Raw genomic sequence first — 14997 nt, forward strand, 5'->3', positions numbered from 1 at the left:
GGAATGGTGTTTTGATGATGGCGTGCCCTGGAACGGTCAGCCAGAGAGTTAACATCTTCGCCTGAAAAACGAGCTAACCACTTATAGCCCGTTTTACGGCTGATATTGAATCTGCGACAGGCATCGCTGACAGATAATCCGTCTACAAGGCATGCCATGACAAATTGCATTCGTTGCATGGTAACAGTCTCAAGCCAGGGCACGATAAACCTCCTCACTCAGTTTACCGTACCAGTTATAACCTGTTACCCATGTGCCCGGTTTAAAGTGTTACCTATGTGCCAGTTCATACAGTTTCACACCCCGTATCGCTTTCTTCCCGCCGCTTTATTCATCATTCCAATCAAATAAATTAGCTGGCAACCATATGGCTGGTTTATCATCAATATGTACCTGCTTTAAGGTACAACTTGCCTTACGCAAAGCGTTTCCCCTCCCACCCATGAGGTTGATGTGCAGTTAACGAGTTTTACTGATTACGGTTTACGTGCTTTGATTTATATGGCTTCTCTTCCCGAAGGGAGAATGACCAATATCTCTGAAGTCACAGAGGTGTACGGCGTGTCCCGTAATCACATGGTGAAAATCATCAATCAACTCAGCCGCGCGGGCTATGTTATGGCCGTGCGAGGAAAAAATGGCGGCATTCGCCTTGGTAAGCCAGCGGAAACGATCCGCATTGGCGACGTGGTGCGCGAGCTGGAGCCGCTCTCATTGGTGAACTGTAGCAGTGAGTTTTGTCATATCACCCCCGCCTGCCGACTCAAACAGGCTTTGGCTGAGGCGGTGCAGAGTTTCCTTCAGGAACTGGACAAGCACACGCTGGCCGACCTGGTGGACCAAAACCAACCGCTCTACAAATTACTGCTGGTGGAATAATCACTATTCCACCTGCGGATGACAACGGAGGACCCGAAATGTCAAAAGATCCTTTCCAGGAACGAGAAGCCGAAAAATACGAAAACCCGATCCCAAGCCGGGAGTTTATTCTCGACCATCTCTCAAAACGTGAAAAACCGGCCAGCCGCGAAGAGCTGGCGGAAGAACTAAAAATCTCCGGTGAAGAACAGCTTGAAGCTTTGCGCCGCCGCCTCCGTGCGATGGAGCGTGATGGCCAACTGGTCTTCACCCGCCGCCAGTGTTACGCGCTGCCGGAACGCCTGGATCTGCTGAAAGGTAAAGTGATCGGCCACCGCGACGGATTCGGTTTCCTGCGCGTTGAAGGAAGTAAAGACGATCTCTATCTTTCATCCGAGCAGATGAAAATGTGTATGCATGGCGATCTGGTACTGGCGCAGCCGCTCGGCGCGGACCGTAAAGGCCGCCGCGAAGCGCGTATTGTGCGAGTGCTGGAGCCAAGAACCGGGCTGATTGTTGGCCGCTACTTTACCGACGCAGGCGTAGGTTTTGTGGTGCCGGACGACAGCCGCCTGAGCTTCGATATTCTGATCCCGCCGGAAGCGCTGATGGGCGCCCGTATGGGCTTTGTGGTGGTGGTCGAGCTGACCCAGCGTCCGACCCGTCGTACCAAAGCGATCGGTAAGATTGTTGAAGTGCTTGGCGACAACATGGATACCGGCATGGCCGTTGATATGGCGCTGCGTACCCATGAAATCCCGCACGTCTGGCCGAAAGAAGTTGAAGCCCAGGTTGCAAAACTGAAAGAAGAAGTGCCGGAAGAAGCTAAAATCGGCCGTGTTGATCTGCGCGATCTACCGCTGGTGACCATCGACGGCGAAGACGCGCGTGACTTTGACGATGCCGTATTCTGCGAGAAAAAACGCGGCGGTGGCTGGCGCCTGTGGGTTGCGATTGCCGACGTAAGTTACTACGTTCGTCCTCCTACGGCGCTGGATAACGAAGCCCGCAATCGCGGGACGTCAGTTTACTTCCCGTCGCAGGTAGTACCGATGCTGCCGGAAGTGCTTTCAAACGGCCTGTGTTCCCTCAACCCGCAGGTTGACCGCCTGTGTATGGTCTGCGAGATGACCATCTCCGCGGCAGGGCGCCTGACGGGCTATAAATTCTATGAAGCGGTGATGAGCTCCCATGCGCGCCTGACCTACACCAAGGTCTGGCATATGCTGCAGGGCGATCAGGAACTGCGCGAGCAATATGCGCCGCTGGTTAAACACATCGAAGAGCTGCATAACCTCTACAAAGTGCTGGAGGTTTCTCGTGCTCAACGCGGCGGGATCTCGTTTGAAAGCGAAGAAGCGAAGTTTATCTTCAACGCCGAGCGCCGCATTGAGCGCGTCGAGCAGACCGTGCGTAACGATGCACACAAACTGATCGAAGAGTGCATGATCCTCGCTAACATCTCGGCGGCGCGTTTTGTCGAGAAGAATAACGAGCCAGCGCTGTTCCGCGATCACGATCGTCCAAGCAACGATGCGATCACCGCGTTCCGTTCGGTGCTGGCTGAGCTGGGCCTTGAGTTGCCAGGCGGGCAAAAACCAGAGCCGCGTGATTACGCCGATCTGCTGGAATCTATCGCCGATCGCCCTGACCACGAAATGCTGCAAACCATGCTGCTGCGCTCGATGAAACAGGCGATTTACGATCCGGAAAACCGGGGGCACTTTGGTCTGGCGCTGCAGTCCTACGCGCACTTTACTTCGCCAATTCGTCGCTACCCGGACTTGTCCCTGCACCGCGCCATTAAATACTTACTGGCAAAAGAGCAGGGGCATACCGGGAACAGCACCGAATCCGGCGGCTGGCACTACAGCATGGAAGAGATGCTGCAGTTGGGTCAGCACTGCTCGATGACCGAACGCCGCGCTGACGAAGCGACTCGCGACGTAGCGGACTGGCTGAAGTGCGACTTTATGCAGGATCAGGTCGGCCAGGTATTCAACGGCATTATTGCCAGCGTAACAGGTTTCGGTTTCTTCGTGCGTCTGGACGATTTGTTTATCGACGGCCTGGTTCACGTCTCGACGCTGGACAACGACTACTACCGCTTTGACCAGATTGGTCAGCGCCTGATTGGCGAATCCGGCGGGCAGACTTATCGTCTGGGCGACCGCGTTGAGGTTCGGGTGGAAGCCGTGCACATGGACGAGCGCAAGATCGACTTCGCGTTGATCTCAAGCTCGCGTGCGCCGCGTGGCGAAGGTAAAACGGCAAAAGACAAAGCGAAGCGAGGCGGAAAGGGTGGTGCGCCATCTAAGCGCCGTCAGGCAGGCAAGCGCGTAAACTTCGAGCCGGACAATGCTTTCCGTAAAGAGAAAGACGGAGCGAAAGCAAAGAAAGAGAAGGCTGGAAAGAAACCGAAGAAAGCCAAAGCGCCGTCTGACAAAACCCGTAAAATAGCCGCAGCAACGAAGGCGAAGCGCGCCGCGAAGAAGCAGGCGAGCTGATATAACCCTCACTCTGACGTATTCCCTCCCGGAAAGGGAGAGGGGGCAAACAGAACGATAATGTATGCTTTTATCGTTTTCCCCCTCGCCCCTTTGGGGAGAGGGCCGGGGTGAGGGGAAAAATCCCGATTATGAACAAACCAACACGGGCGAACCCTCGTCCGCAATGAGTGATATCGATGAGTGAAATTATTTACGGCATTCACGCCGTCCAGGCCCTGCTTGAACGTGCTCCGCAGCGTTTTCAGGAAGTCTTTATCCTGAAAGGTCGCGAAGACAAGCGCCTGCTGCCGCTGATCCACGCTATTGAAGCACAAGGGATCCCGGTGCAGGTGGCAAATCGCCAGTGGCTCGACGAGAAAGCCGAAGGCGCGGTACACCAGGGTATCATCGCCCGAGTGAAGCCGGGCCGCCAGTATCAGGAAAACGATTTGCCTGACCTGATCGCCGAACACGAACGTCCGTTCCTGCTGATCCTGGACGGTGTAACAGATCCGCATAACCTTGGTGCCTGCCTGCGTAGCGCAGACGCGGCCGGTGTGCATGCCGTTATCGTCCCGAAGGATCGTTCCGCGCAGCTGAATGCGACGGCAAAAAAAGTTGCCTGTGGCGCAGCGGAGAATGTGCCGCTGATCCGCGTCACCAACCTGGCCCGCACCATGCGTCTGCTGCAGGAAGAGAACGTCTGGATCGTCGGCACCGCCGGTGAAGCGGACCATACTCTGTTCCAGAGCAAATTCACTGGCCCGATGGCGCTGGTTATGGGCGCAGAAGGTGAAGGCATGCGTCGTCTGACCCGCGAGCACTGCGATGAGTTGGTCAGCATTCCAATGGCCGGCACCGTTTCTTCTCTGAACGTGTCCGTTGCCACCGGCGTTTGCCTGTTCGAAATCGTGCGTCAGCGCGGTTAAGCCACATCATCTGAATGGGGTGGAAACACCCCGTTTGTGATCCCTCTCCGCGCAGAACCCGCATCTCCGTCCATACTTACTGGCATTGCCACAGATGGAGGGAACAGCATGCGCTGGCAAACTCACACCGTTTTTAATCAACCCAAACCCCTCAGCAACAGCAATCTTTTTCTTTCAGACATCCCGTTGCGAGAAGCTGTCGTCCGTGAAGGGGCTGGCTGGGATGTTGAACTGCTGGCCAGCATCGGCCAACAGCTGGGATCTGCAGAATCTCTGGAGCTCGGCCGCCTGGCAAATATCAATCCGCCGGAGCTGCTGCGGTTTGACGCCAGCGGAGAGCGCCTGGACGACGTTCGTTTTCACCCCGCCTGGCATTTGCTGATGCAAGGCCTGTTTGCTAATCGGGTTCACAACCTGGCCTGGCAAGAAGATGCTCGTCAGGGCGCTTTTGTTGCCCGTGCGGCTCGGTTTATCCAGCATGCTCAGGTTGAAGCGGGCACGCTTTGCCCGATTACGATGACGTTTGGAGCAACGCCACTGCTGCTACAGCACTTACCCAAAGTATTTGAAGGCTGGCGCAAGCCCTTGCTGAGCGATCGCTATGATGCACATTTGCTGTCGGGTGAACAAAAACGTGGTTTGCTGATCGGTATGGGAATGACTGAAAAGCAGGGGGGATCTGACGTGCTGAGTAACACGACTCGCGCGGAACCGCTGGCTGGACGAGGGGCCGGAGAGGCTTACCGGCTGGTGGGGCATAAATGGTTTTTCTCCGTGCCGCAAAGCGATGCGCATCTGGTGCTTGCTCAGGCTAAGGACGGACTGTCGTGCTTCTTCTTACCGCGTATTCTGCCGGACGGCCAGCGCAATGCCGTTCGTCTTGAACGGCTCAAGGACAAGCTGGGCAACCGTTCAAACGCCAGCAGTGAAGTCGAGTTCTGTGATGCCACGGCCTGGCTTATTGGTGAGGAAGGCGAAGGCATTCGTCATATTTTGAAGATGGGCGGATTTACCCGCTTCGACTGTGCGCTGGGGAGTCACGGTCTGATGCGGCGAGCACTCTCCGTGGCCTTGTGCCACGCCCTTCAGCGGCAGGCCTTTGGCAAAACGCTTATCGAACAGCCGATGATGCGTCAGCTACTGGGAAAAATGGCGCTGCGGCTTGAAGGCCAGACGGCTTTTCTTTTCCGTCTGGCGCGAGCGTGGGAGTCTCCGGACAATGCTCTACAGCTGGCCTACAGCCGTTTGTTTACCCCGGCCGCGAAATTCAGCATCTGTAAAGCAGGGATCCCTTTTGTGGCAGAAACGATGGAGGTGCTGGGTGGCGTGGGCTACTGCGAAGAGAGCGAGTTGCCTCGGTTATATCGTGAAATGCCTGTAAACAGCATCTGGGAAGGATCTGGCAATATTATGAGCCTTGATGTGCTGCGCGTGTTCGCCAAACAGCCTGCGGCAATGGAGATGCTGTGCAGCGAATTTGATGAGGTTAAAGGGCAAAACCGGCATTTCGATCGCAGCTGGCGGCAGTTGCAGCAGCGTTTGCGGAAGCCTCAGGAGGAGAGAGGCAGAGAAATTACTCAGCAGCTGGCTAATCTCGCCTGTGGGGCACAATTACTTAAATCACTTTCACCCCCGGCAGCGGAAGCCTGGTGCCGTATGATGCTGGATGAACGGGGAGAATCGCTTTTGCCCGAGCAGGTCATCAATGACGTGCTGCTGCGGGCAACGGGAGGCGTGGCTTAATAAAATCGCGGGCCTTTACGCGTAGAGAATGGCCTGCGCTCGCCAGCTATCGGCCAGAGAGTTTTCCTGCATCTGAATAATGCGGTACCAGGAAGCGCCTTGCTCGTCAGCTTTCAGCGCGATCATACGTTCGACGTCCTGCGGGCTGCCGGCAATGTTATTGACCGAAATTAATCCGATTTCATTGAGGCCCGTTACGCAGTCCGCGCTGGCAAACTCGGCGGACTGCGCCAGCGTCGGAATGAGGCCAACAGATAACAGCAGTGTCGTTAAGGCAAGGGATCGTTTCATTGTCAGTTCCTTATCATTTTACCCCGAAGTTACAGGGCAATCCTTCGCTTACTCAAAGCTGACCCCGCTTCCTGAGGGCGAGGTCCATTGTGCATAAGAAACGATCAAGCGGCGAAAAGCTGTGTAAATATCAATAAATAACGGCTATCGGCCTCGGCTATTTTCGATACAAAATAGCCTGTGAATACCACTGGCCCGGGATAACCGTCTCATCATTCATAATGATGAGATAATAATCGGCTTTTGCTGCTGCGGCTTTCTTCTTAATAATGGCTTCTGAGTCCATCGGAGAGCCACGTACCACGGCGGTCACGGTGCCTATTTTTGTTAATTCCGCAGTCTGAGTGCGCTGTACTTCCTGCGGATAATTCGTCGGCGACGGTGCTGGTTGCGGTGTACCCTGAAGCACGCTGCAGGCGCTGAGTAAGGCTGCCAAAAATAGTACGGATAGCCGTGGCATGATGGTTTCTCGTTTCTTGACGATCATAGTGTAGTTCCGGGTTTGGCCGTGCAAAGGGGGAATGTTCCCGATTTGTTATCTCAGGCGCGCTTTTGGCTGACTTTCGAATGAAAATCGCTAGCTAGATCTCATCGTTACAATAATCCCTAATCTGCGTTACTTTCCCTGATATTTCGCCGGAGGAGAAGAGAAGATGATCGAAATTTATAATGAGCGGTTTGCTGATGTTGAAGTGCTGCACGCGGTCCCTGCCAGAATGAAGCAGTCCCCGCTGCCGACGGTTATTTTCTATCACGGGTTTACCTCTTCAAAACTGGTCTATAGCTATTTCGCTGTGGCGCTGGCGCAGCGGGGATTTCGTGTTGTCATGCCTGATGCGCTCGATCATGGCGCTCGATACAGCGGTGACGCTCACGCTCGCCTGCAGAAGTTCTGGCCGATTTTAAAAAACAGTATTGATGAATTCCCGGCTCTCTATCAGGCATTAATCAACTCCGGCGGTGTTGCTGAGGGCAGACTTGCCGTGGGAGGGGCTTCTATGGGGGGCATGACGGCGCTGGGGATTATGGCGCGGCAGCCTGAAGTCCGCTGCGTTGCCTGCCTGATGGGGTCTGGCTATTTTACGACTCTCGCCCAGACGCTGTTTCCACCTTCGGTGGAGGTACGTGACAAGATTATCGTCAGTCTGAAGGATTACGATGTTGGCGAGCAGCTTGAAGCGCTAAGCAACAGGCCGTTACTGCTCTGGCACGGTGAAGAAGATGATGTTGTGCCCGCCGTCGAAACGTTCAGGTTGCAGCAGGCCCTGGGGGCGAACAAGCTGGATAAAAACCTGACTTGCGTATGGGAAGCGGGCGTCAAACATCGCATTACGCCCGAAGCGTTAGACGCCACAAGCCAGTTTTTTGTCCGGTACCTGTAAGCACTAAACCAGGATGACTTTGATGCCACGTTCCTGAAGTTTTAGCACGACTTCAGGATCGGCCTGCTTGCCGGTAATGACCAGATCTATTTGATCTGTGCGGCTGAACAGCATTCCAGCCCGTTGCCCGACTTTGCTGCTGTCAACCAACACCACCAGTTTGCCCACCACTCCCAGCATCTTCTGCTCTGCCATTGCGGTTAGCATATCGGTTTTATACAAACCTTCGGCGGTCAGTCCCTTGCCACTGGTAAACATCCAGTGTCCGGCATACAGCGACGTTTCATTCTCCTGTGGCCCGAGGGTGATAGAGTGGCTTTTATTGTACTGCCCCCCCATGATAACCACGCTGTCATGCTCCTGTTCGATAAGATAATTTGCCAGCGGTAAGTAGTTGGTAATGATTTGTACCGGTTTACTACAAATCTGTTGGCCGAGCAGAAAGGCTGTGGAGCCGCAGTTGATAACAATGCTTTCACCTGGGCTGACCAGCTGAGAAGCCGCGCGGGCAATCCGTACTTTTTCATCATGGTTTTGAGCCTGATGAATGTTCATCGGCGACCAGCGCGGACGCTGCTCACTAACGGCTTCCGCACCGTTGCGGACTTTTTTCAGTTTGCCGCTCTCGTCGAGTTTATTGATATCACGCCGAGCCGTTGCGGGAGAGATTTTCAGCCGGGATATCACTTGCTCCACGGTGACAAACCCCGTTTGTGCAAGCAAATCCAGTAAAATTTGATGTCTTTGCGCTTCCGTCATGAGCAAATCCGATTAAAAGTGATAAGCAAAGATAATATTTAAAATCAGATGAAAATACTAATGTGGACGGAAAGAAATTCCGACGAGCGGCTTGTATTGACCGCTCGCCGGAGACATCTTACAGGAAGGACTTAAAGGGCAGATCGGGTTCCAGGGTGAAGCAGTCATCGAACCCACGTGGATAGTGGTATTCGTAGTTGTCTTTGTCCAACGGCCAGGTGAATTTCCCCCCAACCTGCCAGATGAAGGGCTTAAAGTGATATTTCAGCCGATCTTTCTTCATTTCCCACAGCATGCGGATTTCCTGTGGGTCGGCCTGGAAATTTGACCAGATATCGTGATGGAACGGGATGACCACTTTGGCGTTCAGTGATTCGGCCATACGCAGGATATCCGCGCTGGTCATTTTGTCGGTAATACCGCGTGGGTTCTCGCCATAGGAGCCCAGAGCCACATCGATTTGGTGCTCGTTACCGTGTTTTGCGTAGTAGTTGGAGTAGTGAGAATCACCGCTGTGGTACAGCGTGCCACCCGGCGTTTTGAATAAGTAGTTCACTGCGCGCTGGTCCATCCCGTCCGGCAGCACCCCCGCAGCTTTTTGATCGACCGGTAACGTGATCAGCGCGGTACGGTCAAACGCATCGAGCGCATGGATTTCAATATCTTTTATTTTTATAACGTCGCCAGGTTTTACCACGATGCAGCGTTCTTTCGGTACACCCCAGCCAATCCACAGATTAACGCAGGTTTGCGGGCCGATAAACGGTACGTCATCAGCACAGTTCTGCATGACTGCGGCGGCAACGTTCACATCAATGTGATCATTATGATCGTGCGTGGACAGTACGGCATCGATCTGGCGAATGGCGAATGGATCCAGAACAAACGGTGTAGTACGTAGGTTGGGTTGGAGTTTCTTCACGCCCGCCATGCGTTGCATCTGATGGCCTGTTTTCATCAGCGGGTTGCCGTGACTTTGCTTACCTGTTCCGCACCAGAAATCGGTGCAAATATTGGCCCCGCCTTCTGATTTCAGCCAGATGCCTGTACAGCCCAGCCACCACATGGCAAAGGTGCCCGGCGCAACCTGCTCTTGTTCAATTTCTTCATTCAGCCAGCTACCCCATTCCGGAAAGGTACTCAGAACCCATGATTCACGGGTGATCGTGTTCACTTTATTCATCGTTTTCACTCCTTTTTAATTCAAAATAATTCACAGTGTGATTTAATTTGATTTAAAATGGCACTATTTGATTCAGTTTGCAATAGCCTGATATCGGTATTTCGACTTGAAAACGGCAGCGTAAATCTATCTTTATGTTGGTTTGATATCGGTGAGTTTTGGTTATTTAATTGAATTTAATGGTTTATTTTCTTTACTTTGAACGGCGGTGATAATCCATTCTCATCCTATGGAAATAATTTGCGTGATGCATCACAATTAATCAAATTTGATCTTTTGGTGATCATTTGTGATTGCTAGAGTGATGGCACCCACCACGAAGGGATTGCCCCTCGCGTTCTTATTTCTGGAGAGAGTTATGGAGATCCTCTACAACGTCTTTACCGTGTTCTTTAATCAGGTCATGACTAACGCCCCGCTGTTGCTGGGTATCGTGACGTGTCTGGGCTACATCCTTCTACGCAAAAGCGTCAGCGTCATCATTAAAGGCACCATCAAAACCATTATTGGTTTCATGTTGCTGCAGGCGGGTTCCGGCATTCTGACGAGCACTTTTAAGCCCGTGGTGGCAAAAATGTCGGAAGTGTATGGTATCAACGGCGCGATCTCTGACACCTATGCGTCAATGATGGCAACTATTGAGCGTATGGGTGATGCCTACAGTTGGGTGGGATATGCCGTACTACTCGCGCTGGCGCTGAACATCATTTACGTTCTGCTTCGCAGGATCACAGGCATTCGCACCATCATGTTGACCGGCCACATCATGTTCCAGCAGGCGGGGTTGATTGCCGTTGCTTTCTATATCTTTGGCTACCCAATGTTGACGACGATTATCTGTACTGCAGTGCTGGTGTCGCTCTACTGGGGCATTACCGCCAATATGATGTTTAAGCCGACGCAGGAAGTGACTGACGGCTGCGGTTTCTCTATTGGCCATCAACAGCAGTTTGCCTCCTGGGTGGCTTATAAAGTCGCGCCGTATCTTGGTAAAAAAGAGGAGAGCGTTGAAGACCTCAAGCTACCGGGCTGGCTTAATATTTTCCATGACAACATCGTCTCTACGGCGATTGTGATGACCCTCTTCTTCGGTGCCATTTTGCTCTCCTTTGGTATCGACGTTGTCCAGGCGATGGCGGGCAGCACCCACTGGACGGTCTATATCCTGCAAACCGGTTTCTCGTTCGCCGTGGCTATTTTCATCATCACTCAGGGCGTGCGTATGTTCGTCGCCGAGCTGTCCGAAGCGTTCAACGGTATTTCCCAGCGTTTGATTCCTGGCGCAGTGCTGGCGATTGATTGTGCCGCTATCTATAGCTTTGCGCCAAACGCCGTAGTTTGGGGCTTTTTGTGGGGCACCATCGGCCAATTGATCGCCGTCGGTATTCTGGTGGGCCTCGGTTCTTCCATTCTGATTATTCCGGGCTTTATCCCAATGTTCTTCTCGAACGCCACCATCGGCGTCTTTGCTAATCACTTTGGCGGTTGGCGTGCTGCGCTGAAGATTTGTCTGGTGATGGGGATGATTGAAATCTTTGGCTGTGTCTGGGCGGTAAAACTTACCGGCATGAGCGCCTGGATGGGGATGGCCGACTGGTCAATTCTGGCACCACCGATGATGCAGGGCTTCGCCTCTGTCGGACTGGTCTTTATGGCCGTCATCATTCTGATTGCTCTGGCCTATATGTTCTTCGCTGGCCGTTGTTTGCGAGCGGAGGAAGATGCGGAAAAACAAACAGCAGAAGTTTCTGCTCGCTAAGGAGTCTCGATTATGACCGTACGTATCCTGGCCGTGTGTGGCAATGGGCAAGGGAGTTCCATGATCATGAAGATGAAAGTGGACCAGTTTTTAACTCAGTCAAATATTGACCATACGGTAAACAGTTGCGCGGTGGGGGAATACAAAAGTGAACTCAACGGCGCGGACATCATCATCGCATCCACGCATATCGCGGGAGAAATCACCGTAACAGGCAATAAATATGTTGTTGGGGTGCGAAATATGCTCTCGCCTGCTGATTTTGGGCCAAAACTGCTGGAGGTGATCAATGCTCACTTTCCACAGGATGTGAAGGAGGGCAGCTAATGAAACTACGTAATTCGCTGGCAGACAATAACACCATCCTTTTACAGGCTGAGGCCCGTACCTGGCAGGAAGCGGTAAAGCTGAGTGTTGATCTGTTGGTTAAGGCTGACATTGTTGAGCCGCGTTATTACCAGGCCATTCTTGATGGTGTTGCGCAGCATGGTCCTTACTTTGTGATTGCGCCAGGGCTGGCGATGCCGCATGGCCGCCCGGAAGAGGGGGTCAAGAAAACCGGCTTCGCGCTGGTGACGCTAAAAACGCCTCTGGTGTTCAACCATGAAGATAATGATCCGGTCGATATTCTTATCACCATGGCGGCCATTGACGCCAGCACCCATCAGGAAGTGGGCATCATGCAGATCGTCAATCTGTTTGAAGATGAGGCTAATTTTGACCGTTTACGTGCCTGCCGCACCACGCAGGAAGTACTCGATTTAATTGATAATGCCACTGCGGCGGCTGTTTAAAAGGAGCATCAAATGTCATTACCAATGTTGCAGGTTGCGCTGGATAATCAATCAATGTCTTCCGCATATGAAACAACCCGCCTGATTGCCGATGAAGTGGACATCATTGAAGTTGGTACCATTCTTTGTGTGGCTGAAGGTGTACGCTCCGTTCGCGATCTGAAGTCGCTCTATCCGCAAAAAATTGTGCTGGCTGATGCCAAAATTGCCGATGCCGGTAAAATTCTTTCCCGCATGTGTTTTGAAGCGAGCGCCGACTGGGTAACCGTTATTTGCTGTGCGGATCTTAACACCGTCAAGGGCGCACTGGATGTGGCGAAAGAGTTTGACGGTGATATACAGATTGAACTGACAGGCTACTGGACGTGGTCGCAGGCGAAGGCGTGGCGTGATGCGGGCATCGCGCAGGTGGTTTATCACCGTAGCCGTGATGCACAGGCGGCCGGTATGGCGTGGGGCGAAGCAGATATCAATGCCATTAAATGTCTGTCTGATATGGGCTTTAAGGTCACCGTAACCGGCGGCCTGACGCTGGAAGATTTGCCGCTTTTCCAGGGGATTCCGATTCACGTCTTTATTGCCGGTCGCAGCATTCGCGATGCGGCTGCACCTGCGGAAGCGGCACGGCAGTTTAAACGTTCTATTGCCCAGTTGTGGGGCTAAGGAGCGGTTATGCTGTCGAAACATATTCCGCTCGGCATCTATGAAAAAGCACTTCCCTCCGGGGAGTGCTGGCTGGAACGCCTGCGGCTGGCGAAAACACTCCTTTTTGACTTCGTCGAGATGTCGGTTGATGAAACCGATGCCCGATTGGCTCGCCTGGACTGGCGCAAAGAACAGCGCCTCGCTTTGGTCAATGCGATTGCCGAAACCGGTGTGCGTGTTCCTTCTATGTGCCTCAGTGCTCATCGACGTTTCCCTCTCGGTAGCGAAGACGATGCGGTACGGAACCACGGTCTGGAGATCATGCGCAAGGCGATTCAACTGGCACAGGATGTGGGCATTCGAGTTATCCAACTGGCGGGTTACGACGTTTATTATCAGGAGGCCAATGACGAGACGCGCCGCCGTTTTCGCGAGAGCCTTAAAGAGTGCGTCGAAATGGCAAGCCGCGCGCAGGTGATGCTGGCGATGGAAATCATGGATTACCCGCTGATGAATTCAGTCAGTAAGGCATTGGGCTATGTCCATTACCTGAATAATCCGTGGTTCCAGCTCTATCCTGATATTGGCAACTTGTCCGCGTGGGATAACGATGTGCAGATGGAGCTACAGGCCGGGATAGGGCATATCGTCGCAGTGCATGTGAAGGATGCAAGGCCAGGTGTGTTTAAAAGCGTGCCGTTTGGTGAAGGCGTGGTTGATTTCGAAGGTTGTTTTAAGACCCTCCAACAGAGTGGCTATTGTGGCCCCTACCTGATTGAAATGTGGAGTGAAACGGCCGATGACCCGGCAGCAGAAGTGGCGCGCGCACGCGATTGGGTGAGAGCGCGGATGGTGCGGGCTGGACTGGATGAGGCATCATAATGCAAAAGCTCAAACAGCAGGTTTTTGACGCTAATATGGATTTACCGCGCTATGGCCTGGTGACCTTCACCTGGGGCAACGTGAGTGCCATTGACCGGGAGCGTGGGCTGGTGGTCATTAAACCCAGCGGCATAGCCTACGAGATCATGAGTGTGGACGATATGGTGGTGGTGGATCTGGAGGGCAATGTGGTGGAAGGTAAGCTCCGTCCTTCTTCCGATACGGCTACGCATCTGGCGTTGTATCGCCACTATCCGCGTCTTGGCGGCGTGGTGCATACCCACTCGACGCATGCTACGGCCTGGGCGCAGGCCGGTCTTGCCATTCCTGCGCTGGGCACGACTCATGCGGACTACTTCTTTGGCGACATCCCGTGCACCAGAGCGTTAAGCGCCAGTGAAGTTGAAGAGGATTACGAGCTGAACACCGGGCGGGTGATCATTGAAACGCTGGACGTAATGGAGCCACTGCATACGCCGGGAATTGTGGTGTTTCAACACGGGCCTTTTGCCTGGGGCAAAGATGCTCATGATGCGGTGCATAACGCGGTCGTTATGGAAGAAGTCGCCAGAATGGCGTGGATTGCTCGCGGTATTAATCCCCTCCTTGGCCGCATGGATGATTACCTGATAAACAAGCATTTCATGCGTAAGCATGGTCCGAATGCCTATTACGGGCAAAAGTGAACGCGGGTGTTGGATGTTAAAGCCGCTGTCACCAGCGGTATTGGGGCGTTATCCAAAAAAAGCCCCCGCAAGCGGGGGCAAGTCAAACATGGATTTTTAGGTCGTGGTGTCTTCTCTGGTGTTTACGCGTACTCTCAAACTACCGGTAGATGTCAGCGCTGACGTGCATATTGCCGTTGCTGCCCGGTTCTCTCATGATTATCGTGTGATAAAACTTCGCGTTGTGCTGGTCAGCATCCTGTTGAATGGCCGATTCCGCTTCAGAAACGGTAGCGAAGTTGTGGTTGATGTAAATAACGCCCAGGCTCTGAACGTCGTCCATATTTCTGGCCTGGCGGGCGTCGATTTTTATAGCTGCGGCCGCATTTGCGCTAAAGAGCAGAACAGCGGCAAGGGCAATAACGATATTTTTCATGATGCGCTCCACTACAACAAACCTGAAATCCGTGGTCGTCGCTCCTGTTAATGGCTGTGGCGGCCTGTTACCAATAAGTGTAATTCCTGATGGCTGAATAAAAAGTGACCATTTCTGATGGTCTCTTTCAAAATATTTTGACGATCTGCTGCTTTGTTTTGAAATTCACAGGCTTAGCCATT

Annotated in this window: 17 protein-coding genes; 11 read left to right on the top strand and 6 right to left on the bottom strand. The window is 53.0% G+C overall.

Going from position 1 to position 14997, the window contains the following annotated elements; all coding sequences use genetic code 11:
• Window positions 1-203: helix-turn-helix domain-containing protein (locus A936_RS23000; RefSeq protein ID WP_157141436.1), on the bottom strand; the 203-nt coding region annotated here is incomplete at its 3' end.
• A 250-nt stretch (window positions 204-453) separates the two neighbouring features.
• Here A936_RS23000 and nsrR point away from each other — a divergent pair.
• The 4 genes from nsrR (at window position 454) to A936_RS18280 (ending at window position 6019) form a co-directional block, all read left to right on the top strand.
• Window positions 454-879 carry a nitric oxide-sensing transcriptional repressor NsrR gene (nsrR, locus tag A936_RS18265; RefSeq protein WP_008460383.1) on the top strand — a complete coding sequence of 142 codons (426 nt, stop codon included), beginning with the start codon at window positions 454-456 and terminating at the stop codon, window positions 877-879.
• Between the two features lie 38 nt (window positions 880-917).
• Complete coding sequence (gene rnr / locus A936_RS18270; RefSeq protein ID WP_008460386.1) at window positions 918-3365, top strand: ribonuclease R; 2448 nt, start codon at window positions 918-920, stop codon at window positions 3363-3365.
• A gap of 179 nt (window positions 3366-3544) precedes the next feature.
• Entirely contained in the window at window positions 3545-4276 is a 732-nt protein-coding gene (gene rlmB, locus A936_RS18275; protein WP_008460387.1) for a 23S rRNA (guanosine(2251)-2'-O)-methyltransferase RlmB, read from the top strand.
• A gap of 108 nt (window positions 4277-4384) precedes the next feature.
• Window positions 4385-6019 (top strand): isovaleryl-CoA dehydrogenase, encoded by a 1635-nt coding sequence (locus A936_RS18280; RefSeq protein ID WP_008460388.1) that lies wholly within the window; start codon window positions 4385-4387, stop codon window positions 6017-6019.
• A 15-nt stretch (window positions 6020-6034) separates the two neighbouring features.
• Here A936_RS18280 and yjfN read toward each other — a convergent pair whose 3' ends face one another.
• Together yjfN and bsmA are read right to left on the bottom strand one after the other, a co-directional pair.
• Window positions 6035-6310 (bottom strand): DUF1471 family protease activator YjfN, encoded by a 276-nt coding sequence (gene yjfN, locus A936_RS18285; protein WP_008460389.1) that lies wholly within the window; start codon window positions 6308-6310, stop codon window positions 6035-6037.
• Window positions 6311-6467: 157 nt separating this feature from the next.
• Window positions 6468-6797, bottom strand: a complete 330-nt coding sequence (gene bsmA, locus A936_RS18290) for a biofilm peroxide resistance protein BsmA (protein WP_008460390.1) — start codon at window positions 6795-6797, stop codon at window positions 6468-6470.
• A 166-nt stretch (window positions 6798-6963) separates the two neighbouring features.
• On the opposite strand from bsmA, the gene yjfP reads away from it, so the two are divergent.
• Window positions 6964-7692 (top strand): esterase, encoded by a 729-nt coding sequence (gene yjfP, locus A936_RS18295; RefSeq protein WP_008460391.1) that lies wholly within the window; start codon window positions 6964-6966, stop codon window positions 7690-7692.
• A gap of 3 nt (window positions 7693-7695) precedes the next feature.
• On the opposite strand, the gene ulaR is transcribed toward yjfP, so the two are convergent.
• Both ulaR and ulaG read right to left on the bottom strand, forming a co-directional pair.
• The gene (ulaR, locus tag A936_RS18300; RefSeq protein WP_008460394.1) at window positions 7696-8451 is read right to left on the bottom strand and encodes an HTH-type transcriptional regulator UlaR; all 756 of its coding nucleotides are present in this window, start codon (window positions 8449-8451) and stop codon (window positions 7696-7698) included.
• 118 nt (window positions 8452-8569) lie between these two features.
• Complete coding sequence (ulaG, locus tag A936_RS18305) at window positions 8570-9634, bottom strand: L-ascorbate 6-phosphate lactonase (protein WP_008460396.1); 1065 nt, start codon at window positions 9632-9634, stop codon at window positions 8570-8572.
• A 358-nt stretch (window positions 9635-9992) separates the two neighbouring features.
• Here ulaG and ulaA point away from each other — a divergent pair, with 358 nt between their 5' ends.
• The 6 genes from ulaA to A936_RS18335 are packed head-to-tail and all read left to right on the top strand — an operon-like array spanning window position 9993 to window position 14400.
• On the top strand, window positions 9993-11393 hold the full coding sequence (gene ulaA, locus A936_RS18310) for a PTS ascorbate transporter subunit IIC (RefSeq protein ID WP_008460399.1): 1401 nt from the start codon (window positions 9993-9995) through the stop codon (window positions 11391-11393).
• Window positions 11394-11405: 12 nt separating this feature from the next.
• The gene (gene ulaB, locus A936_RS18315; RefSeq protein WP_008460400.1) at window positions 11406-11720 is read left to right on the top strand and encodes a PTS ascorbate transporter subunit IIB; all 315 of its coding nucleotides are present in this window, start codon (window positions 11406-11408) and stop codon (window positions 11718-11720) included.
• Window positions 11720-12187, top strand: a complete 468-nt coding sequence (ulaC, locus tag A936_RS18320; protein WP_008460401.1) for a PTS ascorbate transporter subunit IIA — start codon at window positions 11720-11722, stop codon at window positions 12185-12187. Before ulaB ends, ulaC begins: the two co-directional genes overlap by 1 nt.
• 12 nt (window positions 12188-12199) lie before the next feature.
• Window positions 12200-12850 (top strand): 3-keto-L-gulonate-6-phosphate decarboxylase UlaD, encoded by a 651-nt coding sequence (locus A936_RS18325; RefSeq protein ID WP_008460402.1) that lies wholly within the window; start codon window positions 12200-12202, stop codon window positions 12848-12850.
• A gap of 9 nt (window positions 12851-12859) precedes the next feature.
• On the top strand, window positions 12860-13714 hold the full coding sequence (locus tag A936_RS18330; protein WP_008460403.1) for an L-ribulose-5-phosphate 3-epimerase: 855 nt from the start codon (window positions 12860-12862) through the stop codon (window positions 13712-13714).
• Window positions 13714-14400 carry an L-ribulose-5-phosphate 4-epimerase gene (locus A936_RS18335; protein ID WP_008460404.1) on the top strand — a complete coding sequence of 229 codons (687 nt, stop codon included), beginning with the start codon at window positions 13714-13716 and terminating at the stop codon, window positions 14398-14400. Before A936_RS18330 ends, A936_RS18335 begins: the two co-directional genes overlap by 1 nt.
• Window positions 14401-14539: 139 nt before the next feature.
• Here A936_RS18335 and yjfY read toward each other — a convergent pair whose 3' ends face one another.
• On the bottom strand, window positions 14540-14815 hold the full coding sequence (yjfY, locus tag A936_RS18340) for a DUF1471 family protein YjfY (RefSeq protein WP_008460405.1): 276 nt from the start codon (window positions 14813-14815) through the stop codon (window positions 14540-14542).
• Between the last annotated feature and the right edge of the window lie 182 nt (window positions 14816-14997).

Source organism: Enterobacter sp. Ag1, from assembly GCA_000277545.1.
Lineage (GTDB): Bacteria > Pseudomonadota > Gammaproteobacteria > Enterobacterales > Enterobacteriaceae > Cedecea.